Genomic DNA, 20,868 nt, shown 5'->3' with positions numbered 1-20,868 from the left:
GTCAGCTTCGCCGGGCGTCCGGCAGCACGGCCGCCGGGGCCGCCGTGCGGTGAACCAGGTCGAGCTTCTGCCAGATCGCCGCTGCTCGGTGCAGAGTTTTCTCCGCCAGGCTGTCGTGCCCGCTCGCGAGGTACGCCTCGCCGAGATGGACGCTCAGCTCGCCTTCCAGCAGTTCGTTCTTTCGCTCCGTGGACATCCGCACCGCGTGGGCGAGGCTTTCGAGGCCGTCTTCCCTTCGGCCTTCTGCGAGAGCTATCCGGCCGAGCATGCCCCAGCCTGCTGCCTGACCGTCGCGGTCCGGTGTCAGCCGAAGCGCGGTCAGCGCGCGGTTCGCCTCGGCAAGGGCCCGTTCGTGCTCACCGAGTTCGAGCAAACAACCGGCGAAATAGAGACGGCTGTGCGCGGAGGCGCGAAGGTCTTCCGCGGTGACGAACATCGCTGTCGCCGCGGTGAGATGCACACAACCTGCCCGCGGGTTGCCGAGCTGCGTCTTCGCGATGCCGATCCCGAGCTCGGTCAGTGCGACGCCGTGACCATTTCCCTGTGCCGAAAAGATATGCTGGGCGAATTCCGCTTCGCGCAGGGAAAGGCCGTACTGACCCCGGATCCGGTGGAGGTAACTCATGCCCTGTCTGGCGTGTGCCTCGATGGTCCGGTCGCCATTGTCCCTGGTCGATTCGATGGCCGCGGTGTAGTGCTCGGCCGCGGCTCGATGGTCGACGCGATGAGCGTGGTAATGGCCGATCGAACAGTGCAGATAGCCCGTTGCCCTGGAGTGACCTGCTTTCCTGGCCGCCAGTAGTGCTGCCTGATGGGTGGCTATCCATTCATTCCACAGGCTGCACAGCTGAAAGAAAATTCCGATTGCCTCGGTAAGCGCCCAGACAAGCTCGATGTCGTCGATATCTATCGCTTGGTAGACGGCACTCACCAGCGCGTTCCGCTCCGCGTCGAACCAGTGTTGCGCGCCACTCCGGGTGCCGGGTCCGGGACGGTTCGCCAGTGACCAGCGCGGCGCGTTGCCAGGGCGGGTCGCGGCCGGACCGGCCAGCAGCGCTTCGCCTGCCCTCTCGGCGAGGGTGAGCCAACCGGCCAGTGCTCGCCGGACCGCTTGCCCGGCTTCGGCGGGCGTGTCCTCGATCGCGCTGCGTTCGCGGCCGAACAGGCGGATCAGATCGTGGAACCGGTAACGCTCCTGGCCGGTCTCGTCCGGCGTCAGCTTGGTGAGCAGATGGGCGTCCACCAGCTCTTCGGCGATCCGGCAGGCCGCCGCCAGGTCAGGCTTGCGCCGAGTGCCGTCGTCGAGCATCGCCGCGATCGTCCACGCCGGGAAGTCCGGTGTCGTCAGCGTGGCCAGCCGCCGGAAGGCCGCGCTGTGGGCCTCGGGCATCGCGTTGTAGCTGAGCAGGAAGCTGGACCGGATCGCCAGGTCGCCCACCGACAGCTCGGACAGCCGCCGCCGTTCGTCCCGCAGCATGGTCTCCAGCGTCGACGGCGCCAGGTCGGGGCGCACGACGAGCCGTGCGCTCGCGATGTGCACCGCCAGGGGGAGCCGGTCGCAGCAGTCGACTATCGCGGCCGTGACAGCGGCGCCTACTTCTCGTTGCCTGGTCGCCTTCAGGAACAGTTCGACCGCTTCGCCGGCGCTCAGCACGCCCAGGACGATCCGCTCGTTCGCGTCCAGTCCGGCGAGCCGGGAACGGCTCGTGACCAGCACCAGGCAGGTGGTGCCGCCCGGCAGCAATGGCCTGACCTGGGGTTCGTCGGCCGCGTTGTCCAGCACGAGCAGCAACCGCCTGCCGGCCACGAGGGAACGGAACAGCCCGGATTTCTCGGCTTCGGATCGCGGGATGTCCTGGCCCCGGACGCCGAGGCCGCGCAGGAAATGGCCGAGGACTTCGTCGCTTTCGATCGGCTTTCCTTGCGCGCCGCGAAGATCCGAGTACAGCTGCCCGTCGGGATAGCAGGTCTGCAGACAATGCCCTGCTTCGAGGGCGAGTGCCGTTTTCCCGACGCCGCCCTGTCCGGAAATGGTGACCAAATGCCCTCCCGGCCTTGCCGATTCGGCCCGGAGTTTGGACAGTTGTTCCAGTCTGCCGGTGAAATGGGCCGGTGCCGGTGGGAGTTGCCAGGGAACGGGTGTCATCGCCGGTGTCACCTCCGGCGCGGGGCTCCGCTCAAGCGCTTCCAGTAGGCGGCGCCGGGTGTCAGGGCGCGCTTTGTCAACCCCTTTGATTTCCAGGTTTCGCACGGTGCGGACACTGAGGCCCGTTATGGCCGCGAGTTCTTCCTGGGTGAGCAAGGCACGTTCTCTGGCTTCTCGGAGTGCGCCCATTGAATTCATGGAAACGAAATCCCCCCATAATATGAATATAATTCATATTAATTCGAGATCGCCCGTTGCCGTGAATCCGTCAGGTGATCGACCGCCGGAAGGTAAGGCAACTGGTCGGGCGCGATGTTTTGCGCGCCACTTTGATCTCCCCTCGTGGGCAATTTACCGAGATGCTTCGGATGGTGGCAAGGTCTGCCGGGTGGTTCCCCTGAATGGCCTACTGGATCAGCTTCACATGATCGAATGCCACCCGAGTGAGTGACCGTTCACGGTAGGCGATCGTGACTACCGGGCGATCGGGTTGAGTGACACGCCAAGTCTGGCTCGTCCTATTTGACTGCTTTGAAGCGCTCTCCGGCACCCGGTGGGCCCGAGCTGCGGGGGTGATGGCCGCTCGCCGAGCCGATGTGCCGCTCGTCATGTCCGCGACCTGTGACTTTGTGCCTGCGTTCACAAGTGGCTACCGTAGAACCATCGCCTCCGTGCGGCGCCGGTATCGAACCGGACTCCGTCCGCCGGGTCAAGAGCCAGTTTCGACGGTCACCCGCCGGTGCGAGGCTCTGTGGCGGAGACTGCCGGTGAGTTCGATGAGGAGATTCCAGCGTGGTGTCACAGCGGGGCGGGCGCACCGGGGCGGAACCCCCGCCCAGGCGCACCCGGGTGTCTCCCGACGCCGACAACGCGCCGACGGCCGAGATGCCCGCCGTCGGGAAGGGCGCCGCGGAGCCTGAGGTCGTCGTCCGGGCCAAGTCGATTCCCGAGGCCGCGGTCGCCCGGCTGGCCGTCTACCTGCGGGTCCTGTCCGGTCTCGCCGAGCAGGGCGCCACCTCGATCGCGAGCGAGGAACTCTCCCAGGCCGCCGGGGTCAACTCGGCGAAGCTGCGCAAGGACCTCTCCTATCTCGGTTCCTACGGCACCCGCGGCGTCGGCTACGAGGTCGCGGTGCTCGTCAGCCAGATCGAGCGGATCCTGGGCCTGACCCGCCAGCACAAGGTGGCCGTGGTCGGCATCGGGAACCTGGGGCACGCGCTCGCCAACTACGGCGGCTTCCCCGGCCGGGGCTTCCCCGTCGAGGCGCTGTTCGACCTGGACCCGGACCTGGTCGGGGTGCCGGTCGGCGGGCTGCCGGTCTCGCATCTGGAGGACATCCCGCAGGTCTGCGCCGAGCGCCAGATCTCCATCGGGGTCATCGCCACCCCGCCGACGGCCGCGCAGTCCGTGTGCGACCGGCTCGTCGCGGGCGGCGTCCAGTGCATCCTGAACTTCGCGCCGGTGGTGCTGCAGGTACCGGCACACATCGAGGTCCGCAAGGTCGACCTCGCGGTTGAATTGCAGATCCTCTCGTTCCACGTGGCCCGGCGGGCCGACCTCGCCGAGAGCAACGGCAACGGGCACGGCACCGGTGCTCCCGGCAGTGACGGTGAGCTGGGCCCGGTCAACGGATTGGTGGTGCGCTGATGAGCGTGTTGGCGGTCGGGCTCTCGCACCGCACGGCGGAGCTGGGAACCCTCGAACGCGTCGCGGTGCCCGCGACCGACCTGACGAAGGTCCTGCACGAGCTGCAGCAGGCCGAGCACGTCAGCGAGGCCATGCTCGTCTCGACGTGCAACCGCATTGAGGTCTACGCGGTGGTCGAGACCTTCCACGGCGGCCTCAGCGACGTCTCCGAGGTGCTGGCCCGCCAGGCGGGCATGGAGCCGGCGGACCTCTACGACAACCTCTACGTGCATTACGCGGGCGCGGCGATCGAGCACCTCTTCTCGGTGACCTCGGGCCTCGACTCGATGGTCGTCGGCGAGACGCAGATCCTCGGCCAGATCCGCTCGTCCTACGCCACCGCGCGGGAAGCCGGCACCGTCGGCCGCATCCTGCACGAGCTCATCCAGACCACGTTGCGGGTCGGCAAGCGCGTGCACACCGAGACGGGGCTGGACGCGCTCGGCGCGTCGGTCGTGTCCGAGGCGCTCGCCGCCGCCGGGGAGATCGCCGGGAAGCACGCGCTGATCGTCGGCTCCGGCTCGATGGGCGCGCTCACCGCGTCCCAGCTGCGCAAGGCCGGGATCGGCGAGATCACCGTCACGAATCGCACCGAAGCCAACGCCGTCCGGCTCGCCGCGTCCGTCACCGAGCAGGGCGTGCCCGCGCGTTCGGTGCCGATGGACGCGCTGGCCGCCGCCGTCGAGCGCGCCGACCTGGTCGTCTGCTGCACCGGCGCGCAGGACGCGGTGTTCCTGCCCGTCCACGTGCCCCCGCGGCTCGGGCGTTCGCTGGTGGTCTGCGACCTCGGCCTCCCGCGGGACGTCGAGCCCTCGGTCGCGGCGCTCGCCGATGTCACCGTCGTCGACCTCGAGACCGTCCAGCGGCGTATGCGCGAAGCCGGGACGCCGACGACCGAGAAGCAGACGGCCAAGGCCAACGGGATCGTGCTCGACGAGGTCCGCGAGTACCTCGCGGGCCAGCGCAGCGCCGAGGTCACCCCGACCGTGACGGCGTTGCGGCGCCGCGCGGCCGAGGTCGTCGACGCCGAGCTGCTGCGCCTGGACAACCGCCTGCCCGACCTCGACGGCGCGGTGCGCGAAGAGGTCGGCCGTACGGTCCGCCGCGTGGTGGACAAGCTCCTGCACGCGCCGACCGTGCGCGTGAAGCAACTGGCCGCCGAGACGGCCGACACCGACTACGCCAACGCGCTGCGTGAGCTGTTCTGTCTCGACCCGCAGGCTCCTGCGGCCGTGACGGCTCCGACGGCCGCGTTCGATCAGCTCAAGAGTGAGAAGAAGAAGTGACACGAGTCATTCGCATGGGGACGCGCGGGAGCAAGCTGGCCCTCGCGCAGACCGGGACCATCGCCGACGCGCTGCGGGCCACCGGGCAGGAGGTGGAGATCGTCATCGTCTCCACACCAGGGGACCGTTCCAGCGCGCCGATCCCGACGATCGGTGTCGGGGTTTTCACCTCGGCGCTGCGCGAAGCGTTGCTGCGTAACGAGATCGACGTGATCGTCCATTCCTATAAGGACCTTCCGACTGCGCCGGAGCCCGGCATCTCGCTGGCCGCCGTGCCGCCGCGCGCGGACCCGCGTGACGCGCTGATCGCCCGTGACGGGTTGACGCTGGGTGAGCTTCCGGCGGGTTCGACCGTCGGCACCGGGTCCCCGCGGCGCACCGCTCAGCTGCGCGCGCTGGGTCTCGGTTTGGAAATCGTGCCGATCCGAGGCAATATCGACACGCGCATGCGGAAGGTGGCCGACGGCGAGCTCGATGCCGTGGTGCTCGCCCGTGCCGGACTGGCCAGGATCGGCAGGGCCGGGGAGATCACCGAGACCCTCGACCCGATCCAGATGCTGCCCGCCCCCGCGCAGGGGGCGCTGGCGGTGGAGTGCCGGGCCGCCGACGTGGACATCGAGCACCTGCTCCAGTCCACAGTGGACGACGAAGGCACGCGAGCCGCGGTGACGGCCGAACGGTCGATGCTGGCCGCGCTCGAAGCCGGCTGCAGTGCGCCGGTGGGCGCGCTGGCGGAGATCGTCGAGGACGTTGTCGTGGAAGACGGCGCCGAGCGATATGTCGAACGGATTTCCCTCCGGGGGACCGCCGCTCTGGAGAGCGACGGCGACTCGGTGGACATGGTGCGGGCGATCGCGCTCGCGGACAAGGACGAAGCGGTGCAGCTGGGCCGGACATTGGCCGCCGAGCTGCTCGACCTCGGCGCCGGAGCGCTTTCCGGCCAGGGGCGCACCGCGCAGTAGAAGAGTTTGAGAAGGACGCCGTAAGCACGGCCGGGAAGTCGAGAACGGCCGCATAAGAGGAGAAACGCACAGATGACCCCCGCGCGTAAGACCACCGGGCGTGTCGCCTTCGTGGGCTCGGGCCCAGGTGACGCCGGACTGCTGACAGTCCGCGCCCAGGAGCTGCTCGCCAAGGCCGAGGTCGTGGTGACCGACCCGGACGTACCTTCCGGGGTGCTGGCCTTCGCCAGTGCCACCGCCGAGGTCCGCCCCGCCGTCGGCGAGCCCGCCGAGGTGGCGAAGGACCTGGTGAACGAGGCCAAGGCCGGACGGCTGGTGCTCCGGCTCGTCTCCGGTGACCCGCTGACCCAGCCCGCCGTGGTCGCCGAGGTCCAGGCCGTGTCCCGCACGAGCGCCGTGTTCGACATCGTCCCCGGCGTCTCGCCCGGCGCGGCTGTTCCGGCGTACGCCGGCGTCGCGCTCGGTGGCACGCACACCGAGGTCGACGTCCGCGGTGACGTGGACTGGGCCGCACTGGCCAAGACCCCCGGCCCGATCGTGCTGCACGCGACCTCGAGCCACCTGGCCGAGGCAGCGGGCGCGCTCGTCGAGCACGGGCTCCCCGCGTCGACGCCGGTCGCGGTGACGTCCAACGGCACCATCAACACCCAGCGCACGCTCGACGCCACGCTCGCGTCGGTCTCCAACGAGGCGGGCGAGCTCGTCGGGCCGCTGATCGTGACGATCGGCCAGGCCGTCGGGCAGCGCTCGAAGCTGTCGTGGTGGGAGTCGCGCGCGCTGTACGGCTGGAAGGTCCTGGTGCCGCGCACCAAGGAGCAGGCGGGCGAGATGGCGGAGCGGCTTCGCGGCCACGGCGCCACTTCGCACGAGGTGCCGACCATCTCGGTCGAGCCGCCCCGCAGCCCCGCCCAGATGGAGCGCTCGGTCAAGGGCCTCGTCGACGGCCGTTACCAGTGGATCGTCTTCACCTCCACCAACGCCGTGCGCGCGGTGTGGGAGAAGTTCGAGGAGTTCGGGCTCGACGCCCGCGCGTTCTCGGGCGTGAAGATCGCCTGCGTCGGCGAATCCACCGCGGAGAAGGTGCGCTCGTTCGGCATCATCCCCGAGCTCGTGCCCGAGGGCGAGCAGTCCAGCGAAGGCCTGCTGGCGGAGTTCCCGCCGTACGACGACGTGCTCGACCCGGTCGACCGCGTCCTCCTGCCGCGCGCCGACATCGCCACCGAGACCCTGTCGGCCGGCCTGCGTGAACGTGGCTGGGAGATCGACGACGTCACGGCCTACCGCACCGTCCGGGCCGCCCCGCCGCCCGCCGACACCCGCGAGATGATCAAGACCGGCGGCTTCGACGCGGTCTGTTTCACCTCGTCCTCGACCGTGCGGAACCTCGTCGGCATCGCCGGCAAGCCGCACACCCGCACGCTGGTCGCGTGCATCGGCCCGAAGACCGCGGAAACCGCCGTGGAATTCGGGCTCCGGGTCGACGTCCAGCCCGAGAAGGCCGACGTCCCCCACCTGGTCGACGCGCTCGCCGAGCACGCCGCCCGGCTCCGCGCCGAAGGCGCTCTGCCGCCGCCCCGCAAGGCTAAGCGGGCTCGCCGCTCGTAGTCTCTTTGGGCACTAGGGCCGTCGCCCCTGGCTCTCCTGAGTGTTATGAAAGGGTCTTTCAGGGCAATTTTTGCCCTGAAAGACCCTTTCATGACACTCGGCCCCCGGCTGAGCACGCCTCGAAAAACTCCCGCCCCACCCGCCGGAGTACCGTCGTAGGGGTGTTTCCTGAGCATCGTCCCCGCAGGCTCCGCACCACTCCCGCCATGCGCCGCCTGGTCGGTGAGACCACGCTGCGGCCGCGTCAGCTGATCCTCCCCATGTTCGTCGCGGAGGGCGCCGAGTCGCCGCGCCCGATCTCGAGCATGCCCGGCGTCGTCCAGCACAGCCGCGATTCGCTGCGCAAGGCCGCCGTCGAAGCGGTCCAGGCCGGGGTCGGCGGGCTGATGCTGTTCGGGGTTCCTGCCAGTCGCGACGCCGTGGGGTCCGGTGCGGTCGACCCGGACGGGATTCTCAACGTCGCCCTGCGCGACCTCAAGGCCGAGCTCGGGGACGACACCGTCCTGATGGCCGACACCTGCCTCGACGAGTTCACCGACCACGGCCACTGCGGCGTGCTCGACGCCGACGGCGGCGTCGACAATGACGCGACGCTGCGGGTGTACGCCGAGATGGCGCTCGCGCAGACCGAAGCCGGGGCGCACCTGCTCGGCCCCAGCGGCATGATGGACGGCCAGGTCGGCGTCATCCGCCGCGCGCTCGACGAGGCCGGGCACGTCGGCACCGGCATCCTCGCTTACTCCGCGAAGTACGCCAGCGCGTTCTACGGCCCGTTCCGCGAGGCCGTGGATTCGCAGCTCAAGGGCGATCGCAAGACGTACCAGCAGGATCCTGGCAACGCGCGTGAGGCGCTGCGCGAGATCGAGCTGGACGTCGCCGAGGGCGCGGACATGGTCATGGTCAAGCCCGCACTGTCCTATTTGGACGTCATCAGGGCGGCAGCGGACCTGTCCCCGGTGCCGGTGGCGGCATACAACATCTCCGGCGAGTACGCGATGGTCGAGGCCGCCGCGGCCAACGGCTGGCTCGACCGGGAGCGCACGATCCTCGAGGTGCTGACCTCGATCCGCCGCGCGGGCGCGGACATGATCCTCACCTACTGGGCCGCCGAGGCCGCTCCCTGGCTGGACTGACCCCATCCGCGACTCGTCGACGAGTGGTCGTGGCGCTCGGACCGCCGGACACCACGTAAACTCCGCCGGGTGACCGACAACACCGCGGATCGGACCGACGACGAACGCCGCTCGCTGGGTCAGGCGCCGGATCCGGTGCTGCCGGGCCAGACGGCGCCGGTATACGACGTGCCGCGGCTCGTGGCGGTCTCGTTCTGGTTCTGGATCGCCTCCGGGGTGGTGCTGATCGCCGGTCAGGTCTACTCGCTGATCATCAAGCAGCAGCTCATCGACGCCCTCGTGAAGCAGACCAACGACCCGAACCTCAGCCCCGCGAAGATCGCGTCGGGCACCACGACGTTGCTGTGGACGCTGTTCGGCGGCGCCGTGGTGTTCGCCGTGCTGCTCGCGCTGTTCGCCTACAAGGCCCGCGAAGGCACCCGTTCGGCGCGGTCGGTGCTCACCGTACTGGCCATCCTGGCGGTGCTGTTCCAGGCCGTGGTCTTCCGGAGCCCGATCACCGTCCTCAGCGCGTTGCTGCTGGTCATCGCCCTGCTCCTGCTGTACCTGCCGGCGTCCACGGACTACTTCCCCAAGGTCGGACGCAAGCTGTCGTGACGGCCACCCCGGCGGTCAGCCTCTACCGCGAGCCCGGCGTGAGCTGGGTGGCGCTGGTGTGGGGTCCGCTCTTCGCGGTGCTCGGCGCCGTCGCCGAGCTGACCACCGGGCCGGTGCACGTCCTCGCGTGGGTCTTCGTCGCGGCCGGGCTCGTGGTGGTCACCCTGCCGTGGGTGTACGCGCGGCGCCGGTTCCTCTCGCTCGAGGTCACCACCGAAGGTTTCCGCCAAGGCCGCGAGGTGCTCGAGGCGGCACGGATCGCGGAGGTCGCCGACCTCGGTTCGCCCGTCGGCGCCAGGGTGCTCGGCGGCGGCTGGTCGGTGCCGCGGAAGTACGACGAACTCCCGATCCGGCTCGACGACGGCACGGTGGTGCTCGCCTGGGCCCTCGATGTCGAAGAACTGCAGGCCGCGTTGACCCGCCTGGTGCAGGCCCGCGCCGGAGAGTCATGAGAGGCTGCTCATCGTGATCGACCTTCCCCAGCCCACCGGTGCGGACCTCTGGCCGCCCGCGGAGCCCGTGACGCCGCCCCGGCTGCACAAGCCGTGGCGGGCCCTGGTGGCGCTCGCCGAGATCCTGGTCGCCGCGCTCGCGCTCTGGTTCGCGTTCCGGTGCTGGGATGCCGGGGTCGTCTCGGTGGTGGCGAACCTGTCCGACGGCACCCAGCTGGTGTCGCACCGCTACTTCGGCAACCTCATCGCGGCGGCGCTGGGGCTCGGCGTGGTGGCGGCGATCCTGCTGGTGGACGCGGTCCGTCAGCTGCTGCTCGCTGTGCGCGCACGGCATCGCGAACCGAAGGCCTGATACACAGCTGGCCCACAGCTAACCCCTAGCTGGCTGCTAAGCCGCGGTCGCACTGTTGCGCCATGACGCGGCGTCGTACGTGGGTAGTCAATGGTGTGCTGATCGTGCTGCTCGGTGGCGCGGGGTTCGGGATCTACCAGGCGTTCACGCCGGCGGCGAACACCGCGCAGGCGCAGGCGAGGAGCTCACCCGTGCGCCGGGCCACGGTGACCGAGACGATCTCGGCCGCCGGGACCATCGCCAGCAGCTACACCGGCTCCGCGAACTTCGCGACGTCCGGCAAGGTCAAGACGATCGACGTCAACGTCGGGGACGTCGTCAGCGCCGGGCAGAAGCTCGCGACGCTCGAAAGCACGACGGCGTCGAAGCAGCTCCAGGTGGCCAAGGCGAACCTGGCGGTCGCCAACGAGAACCTGACCGACGGCGAGAACGCGACCGCGACGCCGGTACCGTCCGCGAACGGGCAGGGCGGCACCCAGCAGGGCAGTACCCAGCAGGGCGGCACCCAGCAGAGCAGCACTTCGAGCATCACTTCGTTGCAGGCCAAGGTCGACCAGGCGCAGCTCGACGTCGACAACGCGCAGGACTCAGTGGCCGCGACCGTGCTGACCGCGCCCGGCGCGGGCACGGTCACCGCGATCAACGGCGCCGTCGGGCAGCAGGCGAGCAGCAGTGGCTCGTCGAGCGGCTCGCAGGGCAGCTCCGGCAGCGCGCAGGGCGGGCAGGCGTCTTCGGGCGCGGCGGCGTCCTCGTCTTCGTCTTCGTCATCGTCATCGTCATCGAGCACCGGGTTCATCGTGATCACCAACATGACCGGACTGGTCGTGAACACCTCCGTCGCCGAGATCGACGTGAGCAAGGTGAAGCCGGGCCAGAAAGCCACCGTGACCATCAACGCGCTGCCGGGAACCCCGGTGCAGGCGGCCGTTTCCAAGGTCAACCTGACGCCGACGACCAGCGGCAGCGTCGTGTCCTACGGGACGGAACTGACGCTCACCAGCCCACCCGAGGGCCTGCGGCCCGGCCAGTCGGCGAGCGTGGTGATCACCGTCGCCGAGGCCACGAACGCGCTGAGCGTGCCCGCCGCCGCGGTGACCACGACCGGGACCACCAACGTCGTCGTGGTGTCGGAGAACGGCCAGAACGTGCCCAAGCAGGTCCAGGTCGGCGTGCGCGGCGAGTCGACCGTCCAGATCACTTCGGGGCTGACCGAGGGTGAGAGCGTCGTGCTCACCGCGGCCTCGCCCGGCGCGACCACGGGCACCCAGCGGGGCGGCACCGGCGGCTTCCCCGGCACGGGCGGCACCGGGGGCACCGGCGGGCAGCGTCCCGGTGGCACGGGTGGGACGGGCGGCACCGGCGGGTTCACCGGGGCTCGCGGATGAAGCCGGTGATCGCGGTCTCCGCGCTGCGGAAGACTTACGGGGCAGGGGACACCGCCGTGCACGCGCTGCGCGGGGTCGAGCTCACCGTGCTGCCGGGCGAGTACGTCGCCATCATGGGCGCTTCGGGCTCGGGCAAGTCCACGCTGCTGAACATGCTCGGCTGCCTCGACGTCCCGACCTCGGGGGAGTACCTGCTCGACGGGTTCTCCGTCGCCGACCTCAACGAGCGGCAGTTGTCCTTGCTGCGCAACAGGAAGATCGGCTTCATCTTCCAGTCGTTCAATCTCGTCCCGCGTACCAGTGCGTTGTCCAATGTGGAGCTACCGCTTGTCTACAGTGGACTTCGACGCGGGCCGCGGCGGGCGAGGGCGCTGGCCGCGCTGGAGATGGTCGGGCTGACCGACCGCGCCAAGCACCTGCCGAACGAGCTCTCCGGCGGGCAGCAGCAACGCGTCGCGGTGGCTCGCGCGCTGGTCACCGGGCCCGCGATGCTGCTCGCCGACGAGCCGACCGGCAACCTCGACCGGGCCAGCACCGCCGAGGTGCTCGGCGTGTTCGACCGGCTCAACGCGCTCGGCCGGACCGTCGTGGTGATCACGCACGAGGACGAGGTCGCCGCGCACGCGCACCGGGTGATCCGGGTCGACGACGGCGTGATCGTCGCCGACGACCGGCGCCGGCACGTGGGGGTCGCGTGAACTTCTTCGAGATCATGCGGTTCGCGGTGCGCGGGCTGACCGCGAACAAGCTGCGGTCCGCGCTGACCACGCTCGGCATCACCATCGGCGTCGCCGCGGTGATCCTGCTGGTGGCGGTCGGCAACGGCGCGTCGGCGTCGATCGCGGCGAGCATCCAGGGCCTCGGGACCAACGTGCTCAACGTGTCCCCGCAACGCGGCCAGAGTTCGGCCGCGCGGCCGCTGACCGCGCAGGACGCGCACGCGCTCGTCGACCCGGTCGGCGCGCCGGACGTCAAGGCGGCGTCGCCGGTGGTGACCTCGTCGGCGACGGCGACCTACGGGCAGACGACGTACGACATCTCGTCGGTCACCGGCACGGAACCCGCGTATTTCACCACCACGAACCGCGAGGTATCGGACGGTTCGCTGTTCAGCACCGAGGACGTGACGGCGGCGCGCAAGGTCGTCGTGCTCGGCTCGACGACCGCCCAGTCGATCTTCGGCACCACCGAGCCGGTGGGCAAGAACGTGCTGCTCAACAGCATCCAGTTCACCGTGGTCGGGGTGCTGCAGGCCAAGGGCACGACCGGGCTGCAGAACGCCGACGACGTCGCGATCGCGCCGCTCAGCTCGGTGCAGAACTCGCTGACCGGCTACGGCAGCCTCAACCAGATCGCCGTGCAGGCGACCACCGCGGACTCGGTTTCCCTGGCGCAGGCCGAGGTCACCGCGATCCTCAACGCCCGCCACGGCATCCGGCTCGGCGGCACGGCGGACTACCAGATCCAGAACTCCGAGCAGCTGCTCGCGACCCGCACCTCGGCCACCGACACGTTCACCGTGCTGCTGGGCGCGGTCGCGGCGATCTCGTTGCTGGTCGGCGGGATCGGCGTCACGAACATCATGCTGGTCACGGTCACCGAGCGGATCCGGGAGATCGGCATCCGCAAGGCGATCGGCGCGCCGCGTTCGGCGATCCTCGGGCAGTTCCTCGCCGAGGCCACCATGCTGAGCCTGTTCGGCGGGCTGCTCGGCGTCGCGATCGGGGTGGTCGGCAGCGAGTTCACCTTCGCCGGGATCACGCCGGTGATCGTGCCTTCGTCGATCGTGCTCGCCTTCGCCGTTTCCGCGCTGATCGGCCTGTTCTTCGGCAGTTACCCGGCGAATCGCGCGGCCGCGCTGCGGCCCATCGACGCCCTCAGGCACGAGTAGGAGTTCCGATGTCCGAAGTCCCGATCCCGCACACTGACCCGCCCGCCGATCCGCCGGCCCAGGAGCTGACGGCCGAGCAGATCGTGGCCAGACCCGTCGTCGACGGCGATCTGGACGAGGAGATGAGGCGGGTCGCGAAGCCGTTCGGCAAGCTCACCGTCGTGCTGGCCGCGGTCGTGGTGCTGGCCGCGGTGTTCGCCGGCGGCGCCTGGACGCACTCCGCCTTCGGCAGCTCGTCGGCCCCCGCCGCCGGGCCCGCGCGCACGGGCGGCACCGGAACGGGCACCAGCACCGGCACGGGCACCGGGACCGGCGGCACGGGCACCGGCGCGGGCGGCCGGGCGGGCGCCCAGCGCGGCGGCACGACCGGCACGGTCGACCGGGTGGACGGCACCACGGTGTACCTGAAGACGGCGCAGGGCGCGGAAGTCGCGGTGTCCACAACGGACTCGACGACCGTCGGCCTTGTCCAGCCGGGCAAGCTGGCCGACCTCAAGCCGGGCGCGAACATCACCGTCCAGGGCCAGCCCGGCGCCGACGGCGGCGTCACCGCGCAGGCCATCACCCAGCAGGCCGCCCGCGCCGGGGGATAGACCCGCGGGCCCGCTCTCCCGGGCCCGCGGCACAGGACGTGGGACACGGCCGGTCGACCCCCGGCCAGGGCGTGTCCCACGCCCGCCGGCTAGGCCGTGTCTGGTAAATCTGTTCGATGGGCCGCCTGGGCGCGAAGACCGCGAACTTGATTTGCCAGACACGGCCTAGTTCAGGACGATGATCGCCGCGTTCAGGCTGGTGGCGTACAGGATCCACGCGAGGTAGGGGAGCAGCAGGAGCGCGGCGGGCTTCGTGCGCCGCGCGAACAGCACGATGGTGACGAACACGATGATGTCCAGCAGCGCGATGTCGACCAGCGCCAGCCAGTACGAGCCGCCCGCGAAGAACAGCGGTGTCCACAGCAGGTTGAGCAGCAGGCCGACGCCGTAGAAGCCGTGGTCGCGCGTCTCGCCGTCGGTGCGCCAGTACAGCCAGCCCGAGACCGCGATCGTCAGGTAGATGACCGTCCACACAGGACCAAACAGGCTCGCGGGCGGCGCCCACGACGGCTGTACGAGCCGGGCGTAGATCTCCTTCGCCGAAGACGCGGCCAACTCCCCGACGACGGCTACGACAGCGACCACCACGACGTAGCCGGCGAGTGCTGACCACTGGTGGGAGCGATGGTGGGTCTGCGGCACTGATGAGCCTCCGCGACTGCTCGACTGGAGTCCAGGAAGCCTAGTGCCTCCGAACCTCCCGCGCCGCCCGAAATCGGGCACCCCGCACCTCGTGATTGCCCCTGAAGGCCACCATGACGGCGTATAACGCCGTCATGGTGGCCTTCAGGGACCTGGCCACGAAGCCGCCGCGGAGTTTGCGAGACTGGGTGGGTGAGCACCGGAGTCGAGCAGTCCAAGGCATGGTTCACCCGCGCGAAGACGGTCATCCCGGGTGGGGTGAACTCGCCGGTCCGCGCGTTCAACTCCGTCGGCGGGACCCCGCGGTTCATGGTCCGAGGCGAGGGCCCGCACCTGTGGGACGCCGACGGCAACCGCTACGTCGACCTCGTGTCCTCCTGGGGCCCGATGATCCTGGGCCACGCGCATCCCGACGTCGTCCGCGCGGCGCGGGAGGCGGCCGTGCACGGGCTGTCGTTCGGGACGCCGACGCTGGGCGAGGTCGAGCTGGCCGAGGAGATCATCTCGCGCGTCGCGCCCGTCGAGCAGGTGCGGCTGGTCAACTCCGGCACCGAGGCGACGATGAGCGCGATCCGCCTGGCCAGGGGCTTCACCGGCCGCCCGAAGATCATCAAGTTCGCCGGGTGTTACCACGGTCACGTCGACGCGCTGCTCGCCGAAGCCGGGTCCGGCGTCGCCACGCTGGGTCTCCCGACGTCACCGGGTGTCACCGGCGCACAGGCGGCTGACACACTCGTGCTGCCCTACAACGACCTCGACGCCGTCCGGAAGTCCTTTGTGGACAACCCGGACGTGATCGCGGCGATCATCACCGAGGCCGCCGCGGGCAACATGGGCGCCGTCGCGCCGCACGAGGGCTTCAACGCCGGGCTCAAGGAGATCGCGGACGAGCACGGCGCACTGCTGATCATGGACGAGGTGATGACCGGTTTCCGCGTCTCGCGCGCGGGCTGGTTCGGCCTCGAAGGCGTCGCGGGCGACCTGTACACCTTCGGCAAGGTGATGTCCGGCGGGCTGCCCGCCGCGGCGTTCGGCGGCCGCGCCGACGTGATGGCCAAGCTGGCCCCCGGCGGCCCGGTCTACCAGGCGGGCACGCTGTCCGGGAACCCCGTCGCGGTGGCCACCGGCCTCGCGACGTTGCGCGCGGCGGACGACGCCGTGTACGCGGCCCTTGACGCGAACTCGAAGCGCCTCGGCGACCTGTTCGGCGAAGCGCTCACAGCGGCCGGAGTCGTCCACAACGTGCAGTACGCGGGCAACCTCGTCAGCGTCTTCTTCAGCGAGAAGCCGGTACACGACTACCCGGGCGCGCAGGCCGCGGAGACCTGGCGCTTCCCGCCGTTCTTCCATGCCCTGCTCGACGCCGGGGTGTACGCGCCGCCGAGCGCGTACGAGGCCTGGTTCGTCAACGCGGCCATGGACGACGCGGCCTTCGGGGTCATCGAGGCCGCGCTGCCGGTTGCCGCGCGCGCGGCCGCGAAGGCGGTCAAGCCGTGAGCGAGACGACGATCGTGCACATGCTGCGTCACGGCGAAGTGCACAACCCCGAAGGTGTCCTTTACGGCCGTTTGCCTGGTTACCGGCTTTCCGAGCGTGGCCAGCGGCAGGCGCTCACGGTGGCGGAATCCGTGGCAGGGCACGACATCGTGCACGTCGTGGCGTCGCCGCTGCAGCGCGCGCAGGAGACGGCCGCGCCGATCGCCGCCGCGCACCGGCTCGACGTCGCGACCGACGACCGGCTGATCGAGGCCGGGAACCAGTTCGAGGGCAAGCGGGTGGCCGTCGGCGACGGCGCGCTGCGGCAGCCGAAGCACTGGCCGAAGCTGCGCGACCCGTTCACGCCGTCCTGGGGCGAGCCGTACGTCGAGATCGCGCACCGCATGCTCGGCGCGGTGTACCGGGCTCGGGAAGCCGCCAACGGGCACGAGGCGCTGTGCGTGTCGCACCAGCTGCCGATCTGGACGTTGCGCCGCTTCCTCGAGGCCAAGCGGCTGTGGCACGACCCGCGTCAGCGGCAGTGCTCGCTCGCTTCACTGACGAGCCTGGTCTTCGAGGGCGAAGAGCTCATCCAGATCGTCTACAGCGAGCCCGCGGGCACCACGGATCCCAAGGTGACGGGCGCGTGAAGCGCGCGCTGGGCATCGCGCTGGCCGCCGCGCTGCTGGTCGGTGGCTGCACCGGGGGCAAGGACGCGGTGCTGACCGGGAGCAGCTTCAGCTTCGTCTCGCCGGGCGGCAAGGTCGACATCACCTACGACGCGCCGCAGCGTCAGGTCGCGCCGGAACTGGCAGGGGACGACCTGATGAACGAGGGCAAGCGGATCTCCACCGCCGACTTCCCCGGCAAGGTCATGGTGCTCAACCTGTGGGGCCAGTGGTGTGCCCCGTGCCGGGTGGAGTCGCCGGAGATCGAGAAGGTCTACCAGCAGACCAAACCGGCCGGGGTGCAGGTGCTCGGCCTGGACGTCCGCGATCCCGACAAGGACGCGCCGCGGGACTTCGTGCGTGACCGCGGCCTGACCTACCCGTCGATCTACGACCCCGCCGGGCGGACGCTGCTGCAGCTGTCCGGCTACCCGCGCAACATCATCCCGTCGACGATCGTGCTGGACAAGCAGCACCGCGTGGCGGCCGTGTTCCTGCGCGAGCTGCTGGCGTCGGACCTGATGCCGGTCGTGCAGCGCCTCGCCGCCGAGTAGTCCCGGTGGCCTCCCGACGTGACCACTAAGAAGGCGCTACCCCAGGTTTGCCGTGTGCCCTGATGGGAGCCTTCACGGCGTCTAACGCTGTCATGGTGGCCTTCAGGGACGCGTGAAACGGTCGTGGCGGCGCGTTCTAGGATTGAGGACATGCTTGTCGCGGAGGAACTTGTCCTGCTGGTGTTCGACGACACCTCCGGAAAGCGCGACGGCCGCCTCGGCAATCTGGATGTCATGCTCGCCGGCGCCGTGCTGGCCGAGCTCGCGCTGCGCGGCCGTGTCGAACTGCTCGGCGAAGGCACCGGGCGGCTGGTGGTCGTCAACAAGGGGCCGACCGGCTCGCCGGTCCTGGACGACGCGGTCACCAGGCTCGCCACCCTCGACCAGCCGATACCGCAGGACGCGGTCAATTCGCTCGCCTGGCGCGGGCTGATGGAGCCGCTGCTCGCCGGGCTGGCCGATCGCGGCGTCCTTCGCCGTGAGCAGCGCCGGGTACTGGGCGTCTTCCCGGCCACTCGCTGGCCCGTCGAGGACGACCGGCACGAGCAGGACGTCCTGCGCTCGCTCGGCGACGTCCTGATCGACGGCGCCGAGCCGGACGACCGGACCGCCGTGCTGGTCGGCGTCCTCTCGGCCGCCGACGCGGTGATGAAGGTGCTGGAGTTCCCGCCGGGGACGGACCTGCGCGCCGTCCGTGCCCGGTGCGACGAGATCGCGGCGGGCGAGTGGGCGTCCGACGCGGTCCGCCGGGCGATCGCGAGCATCTCGGCCGGGGTGGCCGCGGTGTTCGTGGCCACCACCGCAGGCAGCTGACCCTCCTTCCCCGCCCTGGCGGGCCACCACTTCACCGTGTCCGCAATCCCCGCACGTGTGTCCGCGCGCAGATTGCCGCCACGCGTGTGCGGGTGGGCGGCGAGTTGTGCCGGGAGGTGACGTACGTCCTGATCGGGTGGGACGTAGGTCCCGTTGGGTCGGCCCCGCCGGGCTAACAGGAAGCTCACTGCCTACCCTCATCAGGGTGAACACTGCTTTGCTCACCGACACGCGGCCGCGTCGGTGTCGGGCGTAACCGAGCTGGCGACCTCAGGGCCGCTGCTGCTCGCCGCGGCCGTCGCGCTGCTCGCCGGGGTGATCTCCTTCGCGTCGCCCTGCGTGGTCCCGCTCGTGCCCGGTTACCTCGCGTACCTCGCCGCGCTCGTCGGCGCGGACGCGCCCGCGGTGAGCGCGGACGAGGAGCGCAAGAAGGGCCGGTTCGCCGTTCTCGGCGCGGCGGGACTTTTCGTGCTCGGGTTCACCGTCGTCTTCGTCGCCGGGCTGGGCACGCTCGTCTGGATCGCCGACGCGCTGGTGCTCAACCAGGTCTGGCTCGAACGGGTCGGCGGGGTGCTGACCATCGCCATGGCGCTGGTGTTCCTCGGCTGGCTGCCGGGGATGCAGCGAGAGGTCCGTTCGCACCACGTGCCGCGCGGCGGGATCTGGGGCGCTCCGGTGCTGGGCGCGATCTTCGGCCTCGGCTGGACCCCGTGCATCGGCCCGACGCTGTCCGGCGTGACCAGCATGGCCAGCGCGACCGGCGGCGCGGCCGTGCGGGGTTACGTGCTCATCCTCGTCTACTGCCTCGGCCTCGGCGTGCCGTTCCTGCTCATCGCGCTCGGCGCCCGCTGGGCCGTGCGCGCCACCGACTGGCTGCGCCGCAACGGCCGCCGCGTGCAGATCTTCGGCGGCGCGCTGCTGCTGGTCGTCGGCCTGCTGCTGGTGACCGGCCTTTGGGGCGACGCCATGGGCTGGCTCCGCAATTCCGTCGCGAACGATCTCAGGTTGCCCTTGTGACCACGACTCAAGCCCCGCCCGCAGAGCCGAAGAAGCCTTACCGCGCTTCGCCGCTCAAGCAGTTCCTCGCCTTCGTGCGCAACACCTGGCGCGGCCTGACGTCGATGCGCACCGCGCTCGTCCTGCTGTTCCTGCTCGCGCTCGCCGCGCTGCCGGGCGCGCTGCTGCCGCAGCGCAAGCTCAACCCGCCGAAGACCGACGCGTACATCACCGCGCACGGCTGGTGGGGCAGCCTGCTGGACCGGCTGCAGTTCTTCGACGTCTACTCCAGCGTCTGGTTCTCGGCGATCTACCTGCTGCTGATGGTGTCGCTCGTCGGCTGCCTCGTGCCGCGCAGCATCGACTACTTCAAGGCCATGCGCGCGAAGCCGGTCATCACCCCGCGCAACCTCGCCCGCATGCCGCACCACCACCGCGCGCTCGTCGACCGGTCCGCTGACGACGTCCTGAAGTTCGCGCACACCAGGCTTTCCGGCTGGCGCCGCGTCGAGCGTGAAGAGGCCGACGGCGCCCGCACCCTCTCGGCCGAGCGCGGATTCCTGCGCGAGACCGGGAACCTCGTCTTCCACTTCTCCATGCTCGGGCTGATCGTCTTCTTCGCGCTCGGCAAGCTGGTCGGCTACGACGGCCAGGTGATCGTGCAGGCCGACGGCAAGCAGCAGTTCTGCAACTCCGGCATCTACGCCTACGACTCGTTCAACGCGGGCCTGCGGGTGGACGGGACCTCGCTCGACCCGTTCTGCCTCAAGGTCGACGACTTCACCGCGCGCTACACCGCGTCCGGCCAGGCCGACTACTACCACTCGTCGATCCAGTACCAGTCCGGCGACGACCTCAAAACCGGCACCTGGCGCCCGTACGACCTCGAGGTCAACTCGCCGCTGCGCACCGTCGGCGACCGTGTCTACCTGCTCAACCACGGGTTCACCCCGAAGTTCACGGTGACCTTCCCGGACGGCCAGGTCCGCTCCGTGGCCACCCAGTGGCGCCCGGTCGACACGATGACGTACCTGTCCGAGGGCGCGACGAAGATCGACCAGCCCGGCATCACCGACCCGCTCCAGCGCCGCACCCGCCAGCTCGCCATCACCGGGCTGTTCGCGCCGACGGCGTTCCTGGGCCACGGCAACGTGCTCACCTCGTCGAACCCGGCGCTGAACAAGCCCGCGGTCGCGGTGGACGTGCTGCGCGGCGACCTCGGCCTGGACAGCGGCAAGCCCCAGTCGATCTTCGAGATCGACCAGTCGCTGGTCGAGGACGGCAGGCTGAAGAAGGTCGCCAGGCAGAACCTGGACATCGGCCAGCACATCACGCTCGACGACGGCACCCAGATCCGGTTCGACGGCGTCCAGCAGTGGGTGGCGCTGCAGGTCTCGCACGATCCGACCCAGGTCTACGTGCTCGGCTTCGCCATCGCGATGCTGCTCGGCCTCGGCGGATCGCTGCTGGTCAAGCGGCGGCGGGTGTGGCTCCGGGTGACCTCGGGAGCAGAAGGAACGGGCGGTACCGTGGTCGAGGTCGCCGGGCTGGCGCGCACCGACCAGGCGGGATACGGCGAAGAATTCCACCGGATCAGCGAGCAGCTGGTCTCCGGTAAGAAGGGCGACTAG

At 70.1% G+C, this 20,868-nt stretch carries 20 protein-coding genes and 1 pseudogene; 18 read left to right on the top strand and 3 right to left on the bottom strand.

From position 1 onward, the window contains the following. Window position 1: 1 nt before the first annotated feature. Together QMK34_RS08575 and QMK34_RS47745 are read right to left on the bottom strand one after the other, a co-directional pair. A complete protein-coding gene (locus QMK34_RS08575) occupies window positions 2-2,146 on the bottom strand; it encodes an ATP-binding protein (protein ID WP_326413160.1) in 2,145 nt (714 codons plus the stop codon). Window positions 2,147-2,179: 33 nt separating this feature from the next. Next, window positions 2,180-2,335 (bottom strand): annotated as a pseudogene (locus QMK34_RS47745) (helix-turn-helix domain-containing protein); the annotation flags it as partial. A 603-nt stretch (window positions 2,336-2,938) separates the two neighbouring features. Between QMK34_RS47745 and QMK34_RS08570 the strand changes: the two are divergent. From QMK34_RS08570 to QMK34_RS08515, 12 genes are all read left to right on the top strand, one after another. After that, window positions 2,939-3,793 carry a redox-sensing transcriptional repressor Rex gene (locus tag QMK34_RS08570; protein ID WP_326413159.1) on the top strand — a complete coding sequence of 285 codons (855 nt, stop codon included), beginning with the start codon at window positions 2,939-2,941 and terminating at the stop codon, window positions 3,791-3,793. Beyond that, window positions 3,793-5,118 carry a glutamyl-tRNA reductase gene (locus QMK34_RS08565; RefSeq protein ID WP_326413158.1) on the top strand — a complete coding sequence of 442 codons (1,326 nt, stop codon included), beginning with the start codon at window positions 3,793-3,795 and terminating at the stop codon, window positions 5,116-5,118. Before QMK34_RS08570 ends, QMK34_RS08565 begins: the two co-directional genes overlap by 1 nt. A gap of 14 nt (window positions 5,119-5,132) precedes the next feature. Continuing rightward, a complete protein-coding gene (hemC, locus tag QMK34_RS08560; protein ID WP_326413157.1) occupies window positions 5,133-6,080 on the top strand; it encodes a hydroxymethylbilane synthase in 948 nt (315 codons plus the stop codon). Window positions 6,081-6,152: 72 nt separating this feature from the next. Beyond that, window positions 6,153-7,685 carry a bifunctional uroporphyrinogen-III C-methyltransferase/uroporphyrinogen-III synthase gene (locus QMK34_RS08555; RefSeq protein WP_326413156.1) on the top strand — a complete coding sequence of 511 codons (1,533 nt, stop codon included), beginning with the start codon at window positions 6,153-6,155 and terminating at the stop codon, window positions 7,683-7,685. 161 nt (window positions 7,686-7,846) lie between these two features. After that, window positions 7,847-8,818, top strand: a complete 972-nt coding sequence (gene hemB / locus QMK34_RS08550) for a porphobilinogen synthase (protein ID WP_326413155.1) — start codon at window positions 7,847-7,849, stop codon at window positions 8,816-8,818. Between the two features lie 69 nt (window positions 8,819-8,887). Continuing rightward, on the top strand, window positions 8,888-9,415 hold the full coding sequence (locus QMK34_RS08545; protein ID WP_326413154.1) for a hypothetical protein: 528 nt from the start codon (window positions 8,888-8,890) through the stop codon (window positions 9,413-9,415). Then, the gene (locus QMK34_RS08540) at window positions 9,412-9,867 is read left to right on the top strand and encodes a hypothetical protein (RefSeq protein ID WP_326413153.1); all 456 of its coding nucleotides are present in this window, start codon (window positions 9,412-9,414) and stop codon (window positions 9,865-9,867) included. Before QMK34_RS08545 ends, QMK34_RS08540 begins: the two co-directional genes overlap by 4 nt. Window positions 9,868-9,880: 13 nt before the next feature. After that, window positions 9,881-10,219, top strand: a complete 339-nt coding sequence (locus QMK34_RS08535) for a hypothetical protein (RefSeq protein ID WP_326413152.1) — start codon at window positions 9,881-9,883, stop codon at window positions 10,217-10,219. A gap of 62 nt (window positions 10,220-10,281) precedes the next feature. Next, window positions 10,282-11,604, top strand: a complete 1,323-nt coding sequence (locus QMK34_RS08530) for an efflux RND transporter periplasmic adaptor subunit (protein WP_326413151.1) — start codon at window positions 10,282-10,284, stop codon at window positions 11,602-11,604. Beyond that, window positions 11,601-12,302, top strand: a complete 702-nt coding sequence (locus QMK34_RS08525) for an ABC transporter ATP-binding protein (RefSeq protein ID WP_326413150.1) — start codon at window positions 11,601-11,603, stop codon at window positions 12,300-12,302. Before QMK34_RS08530 ends, QMK34_RS08525 begins: the two co-directional genes overlap by 4 nt. After that, window positions 12,299-13,495: an ABC transporter permease gene (locus QMK34_RS08520; protein WP_326413149.1), complete on the top strand. Its 1,197-nt coding sequence runs from the start codon at window positions 12,299-12,301 to the stop codon at window positions 13,493-13,495. Before QMK34_RS08525 ends, QMK34_RS08520 begins: the two co-directional genes overlap by 4 nt. Before the next feature lie 8 nt (window positions 13,496-13,503). Beyond that, on the top strand, window positions 13,504-14,088 hold the full coding sequence (locus QMK34_RS08515; RefSeq protein WP_326413148.1) for a hypothetical protein: 585 nt from the start codon (window positions 13,504-13,506) through the stop codon (window positions 14,086-14,088). Window positions 14,089-14,253: 165 nt separating this feature from the next. On the opposite strand, the gene QMK34_RS08510 is transcribed toward QMK34_RS08515, so the two are convergent. Next, window positions 14,254-14,730: a TspO/MBR family protein gene (locus QMK34_RS08510; protein ID WP_326413147.1), complete on the bottom strand. Its 477-nt coding sequence runs from the start codon at window positions 14,728-14,730 to the stop codon at window positions 14,254-14,256. Window positions 14,731-14,922: 192 nt separating this feature from the next. Here QMK34_RS08510 and hemL point away from each other — a divergent pair, with 192 nt between their 5' ends. From hemL to resB, 6 genes are all read left to right on the top strand, one after another. Continuing rightward, window positions 14,923-16,227 (top strand): glutamate-1-semialdehyde 2,1-aminomutase, encoded by a 1,305-nt coding sequence (gene hemL, locus QMK34_RS08505; protein ID WP_326413146.1) that lies wholly within the window; start codon window positions 14,923-14,925, stop codon window positions 16,225-16,227. Between the two features lie 20 nt (window positions 16,228-16,247). Next, a complete protein-coding gene (locus QMK34_RS08500; RefSeq protein WP_326413274.1) occupies window positions 16,248-16,856 on the top strand; it encodes a histidine phosphatase family protein in 609 nt (202 codons plus the stop codon). After that, on the top strand, window positions 16,853-17,428 hold the full coding sequence (locus tag QMK34_RS08495) for a TlpA disulfide reductase family protein (protein ID WP_326413145.1): 576 nt from the start codon (window positions 16,853-16,855) through the stop codon (window positions 17,426-17,428). Before QMK34_RS08500 ends, QMK34_RS08495 begins: the two co-directional genes overlap by 4 nt. Window positions 17,429-17,578: 150 nt before the next feature. Beyond that, entirely contained in the window at window positions 17,579-18,241 is a 663-nt protein-coding gene (locus tag QMK34_RS08490; RefSeq protein WP_326413144.1) for a GOLPH3/VPS74 family protein, read from the top strand. A gap of 243 nt (window positions 18,242-18,484) precedes the next feature. Further along, entirely contained in the window at window positions 18,485-19,258 is a 774-nt protein-coding gene (locus QMK34_RS08485; protein ID WP_326413143.1) for a cytochrome c biogenesis CcdA family protein, read from the top strand. Continuing rightward, window positions 19,255-20,868: a cytochrome c biogenesis protein ResB gene (gene resB, locus QMK34_RS08480; protein WP_326413142.1), complete on the top strand. Its 1,614-nt coding sequence runs from the start codon at window positions 19,255-19,257 to the stop codon at window positions 20,866-20,868. The genes QMK34_RS08485 and resB overlap by 4 nt, the downstream gene beginning before the upstream one ends.

The sequence above is a fragment of the Amycolatopsis sp. H20-H5 genome (genome assembly GCF_035828755.1).
GTDB lineage: Bacteria > Actinomycetota > Actinomycetes > Mycobacteriales > Pseudonocardiaceae > Amycolatopsis.
The sequence above is the reverse complement of the archived record's forward strand: the minus strand, read 5'-3'. Positions and strand labels throughout refer to the sequence as shown.

What these genes read in the sequence shown, in the direction of transcription:
- QMK34_RS08490 (WP_326413144.1), top strand. Translation starts at nt 17,579, where the DNA reads ATGCTTGTCGCGGAGGAACTTGTCCTGCTGGTGTTCGACGACACCTCC.
- QMK34_RS08530 (WP_326413151.1), top strand. Translation starts at nt 10,282, where the DNA reads ATGACGCGGCGTCGTACGTGGGTAGTCAATGGTGTGCTGATCGTGCTG.
- QMK34_RS08500 (WP_326413274.1), top strand. Translation starts at nt 16,248, where the DNA reads ATGCTGCGTCACGGCGAAGTGCACAACCCCGAAGGTGTCCTTTACGGC.
- QMK34_RS08525 (WP_326413150.1), top strand. Translation starts at nt 11,601, where the DNA reads ATGAAGCCGGTGATCGCGGTCTCCGCGCTGCGGAAGACTTACGGGGCA.
- QMK34_RS08515 (WP_326413148.1), top strand. Translation starts at nt 13,504, where the DNA reads ATGTCCGAAGTCCCGATCCCGCACACTGACCCGCCCGCCGATCCGCCG.
- QMK34_RS08565 (WP_326413158.1), top strand. Translation starts at nt 3,793, where the DNA reads ATGAGCGTGTTGGCGGTCGGGCTCTCGCACCGCACGGCGGAGCTGGGA.
- QMK34_RS08575 (WP_326413160.1), bottom strand. Translation starts at nt 2,146, where the DNA reads ATGACACCCGTTCCCTGGCAACTCCCACCGGCACCGGCCCATTTCACC.
- hemC (WP_326413157.1), top strand. Translation starts at nt 5,133, where the DNA reads ATGGGGACGCGCGGGAGCAAGCTGGCCCTCGCGCAGACCGGGACCATC.
- QMK34_RS08555 (WP_326413156.1), top strand. Translation starts at nt 6,153, where the DNA reads ATGACCCCCGCGCGTAAGACCACCGGGCGTGTCGCCTTCGTGGGCTCG.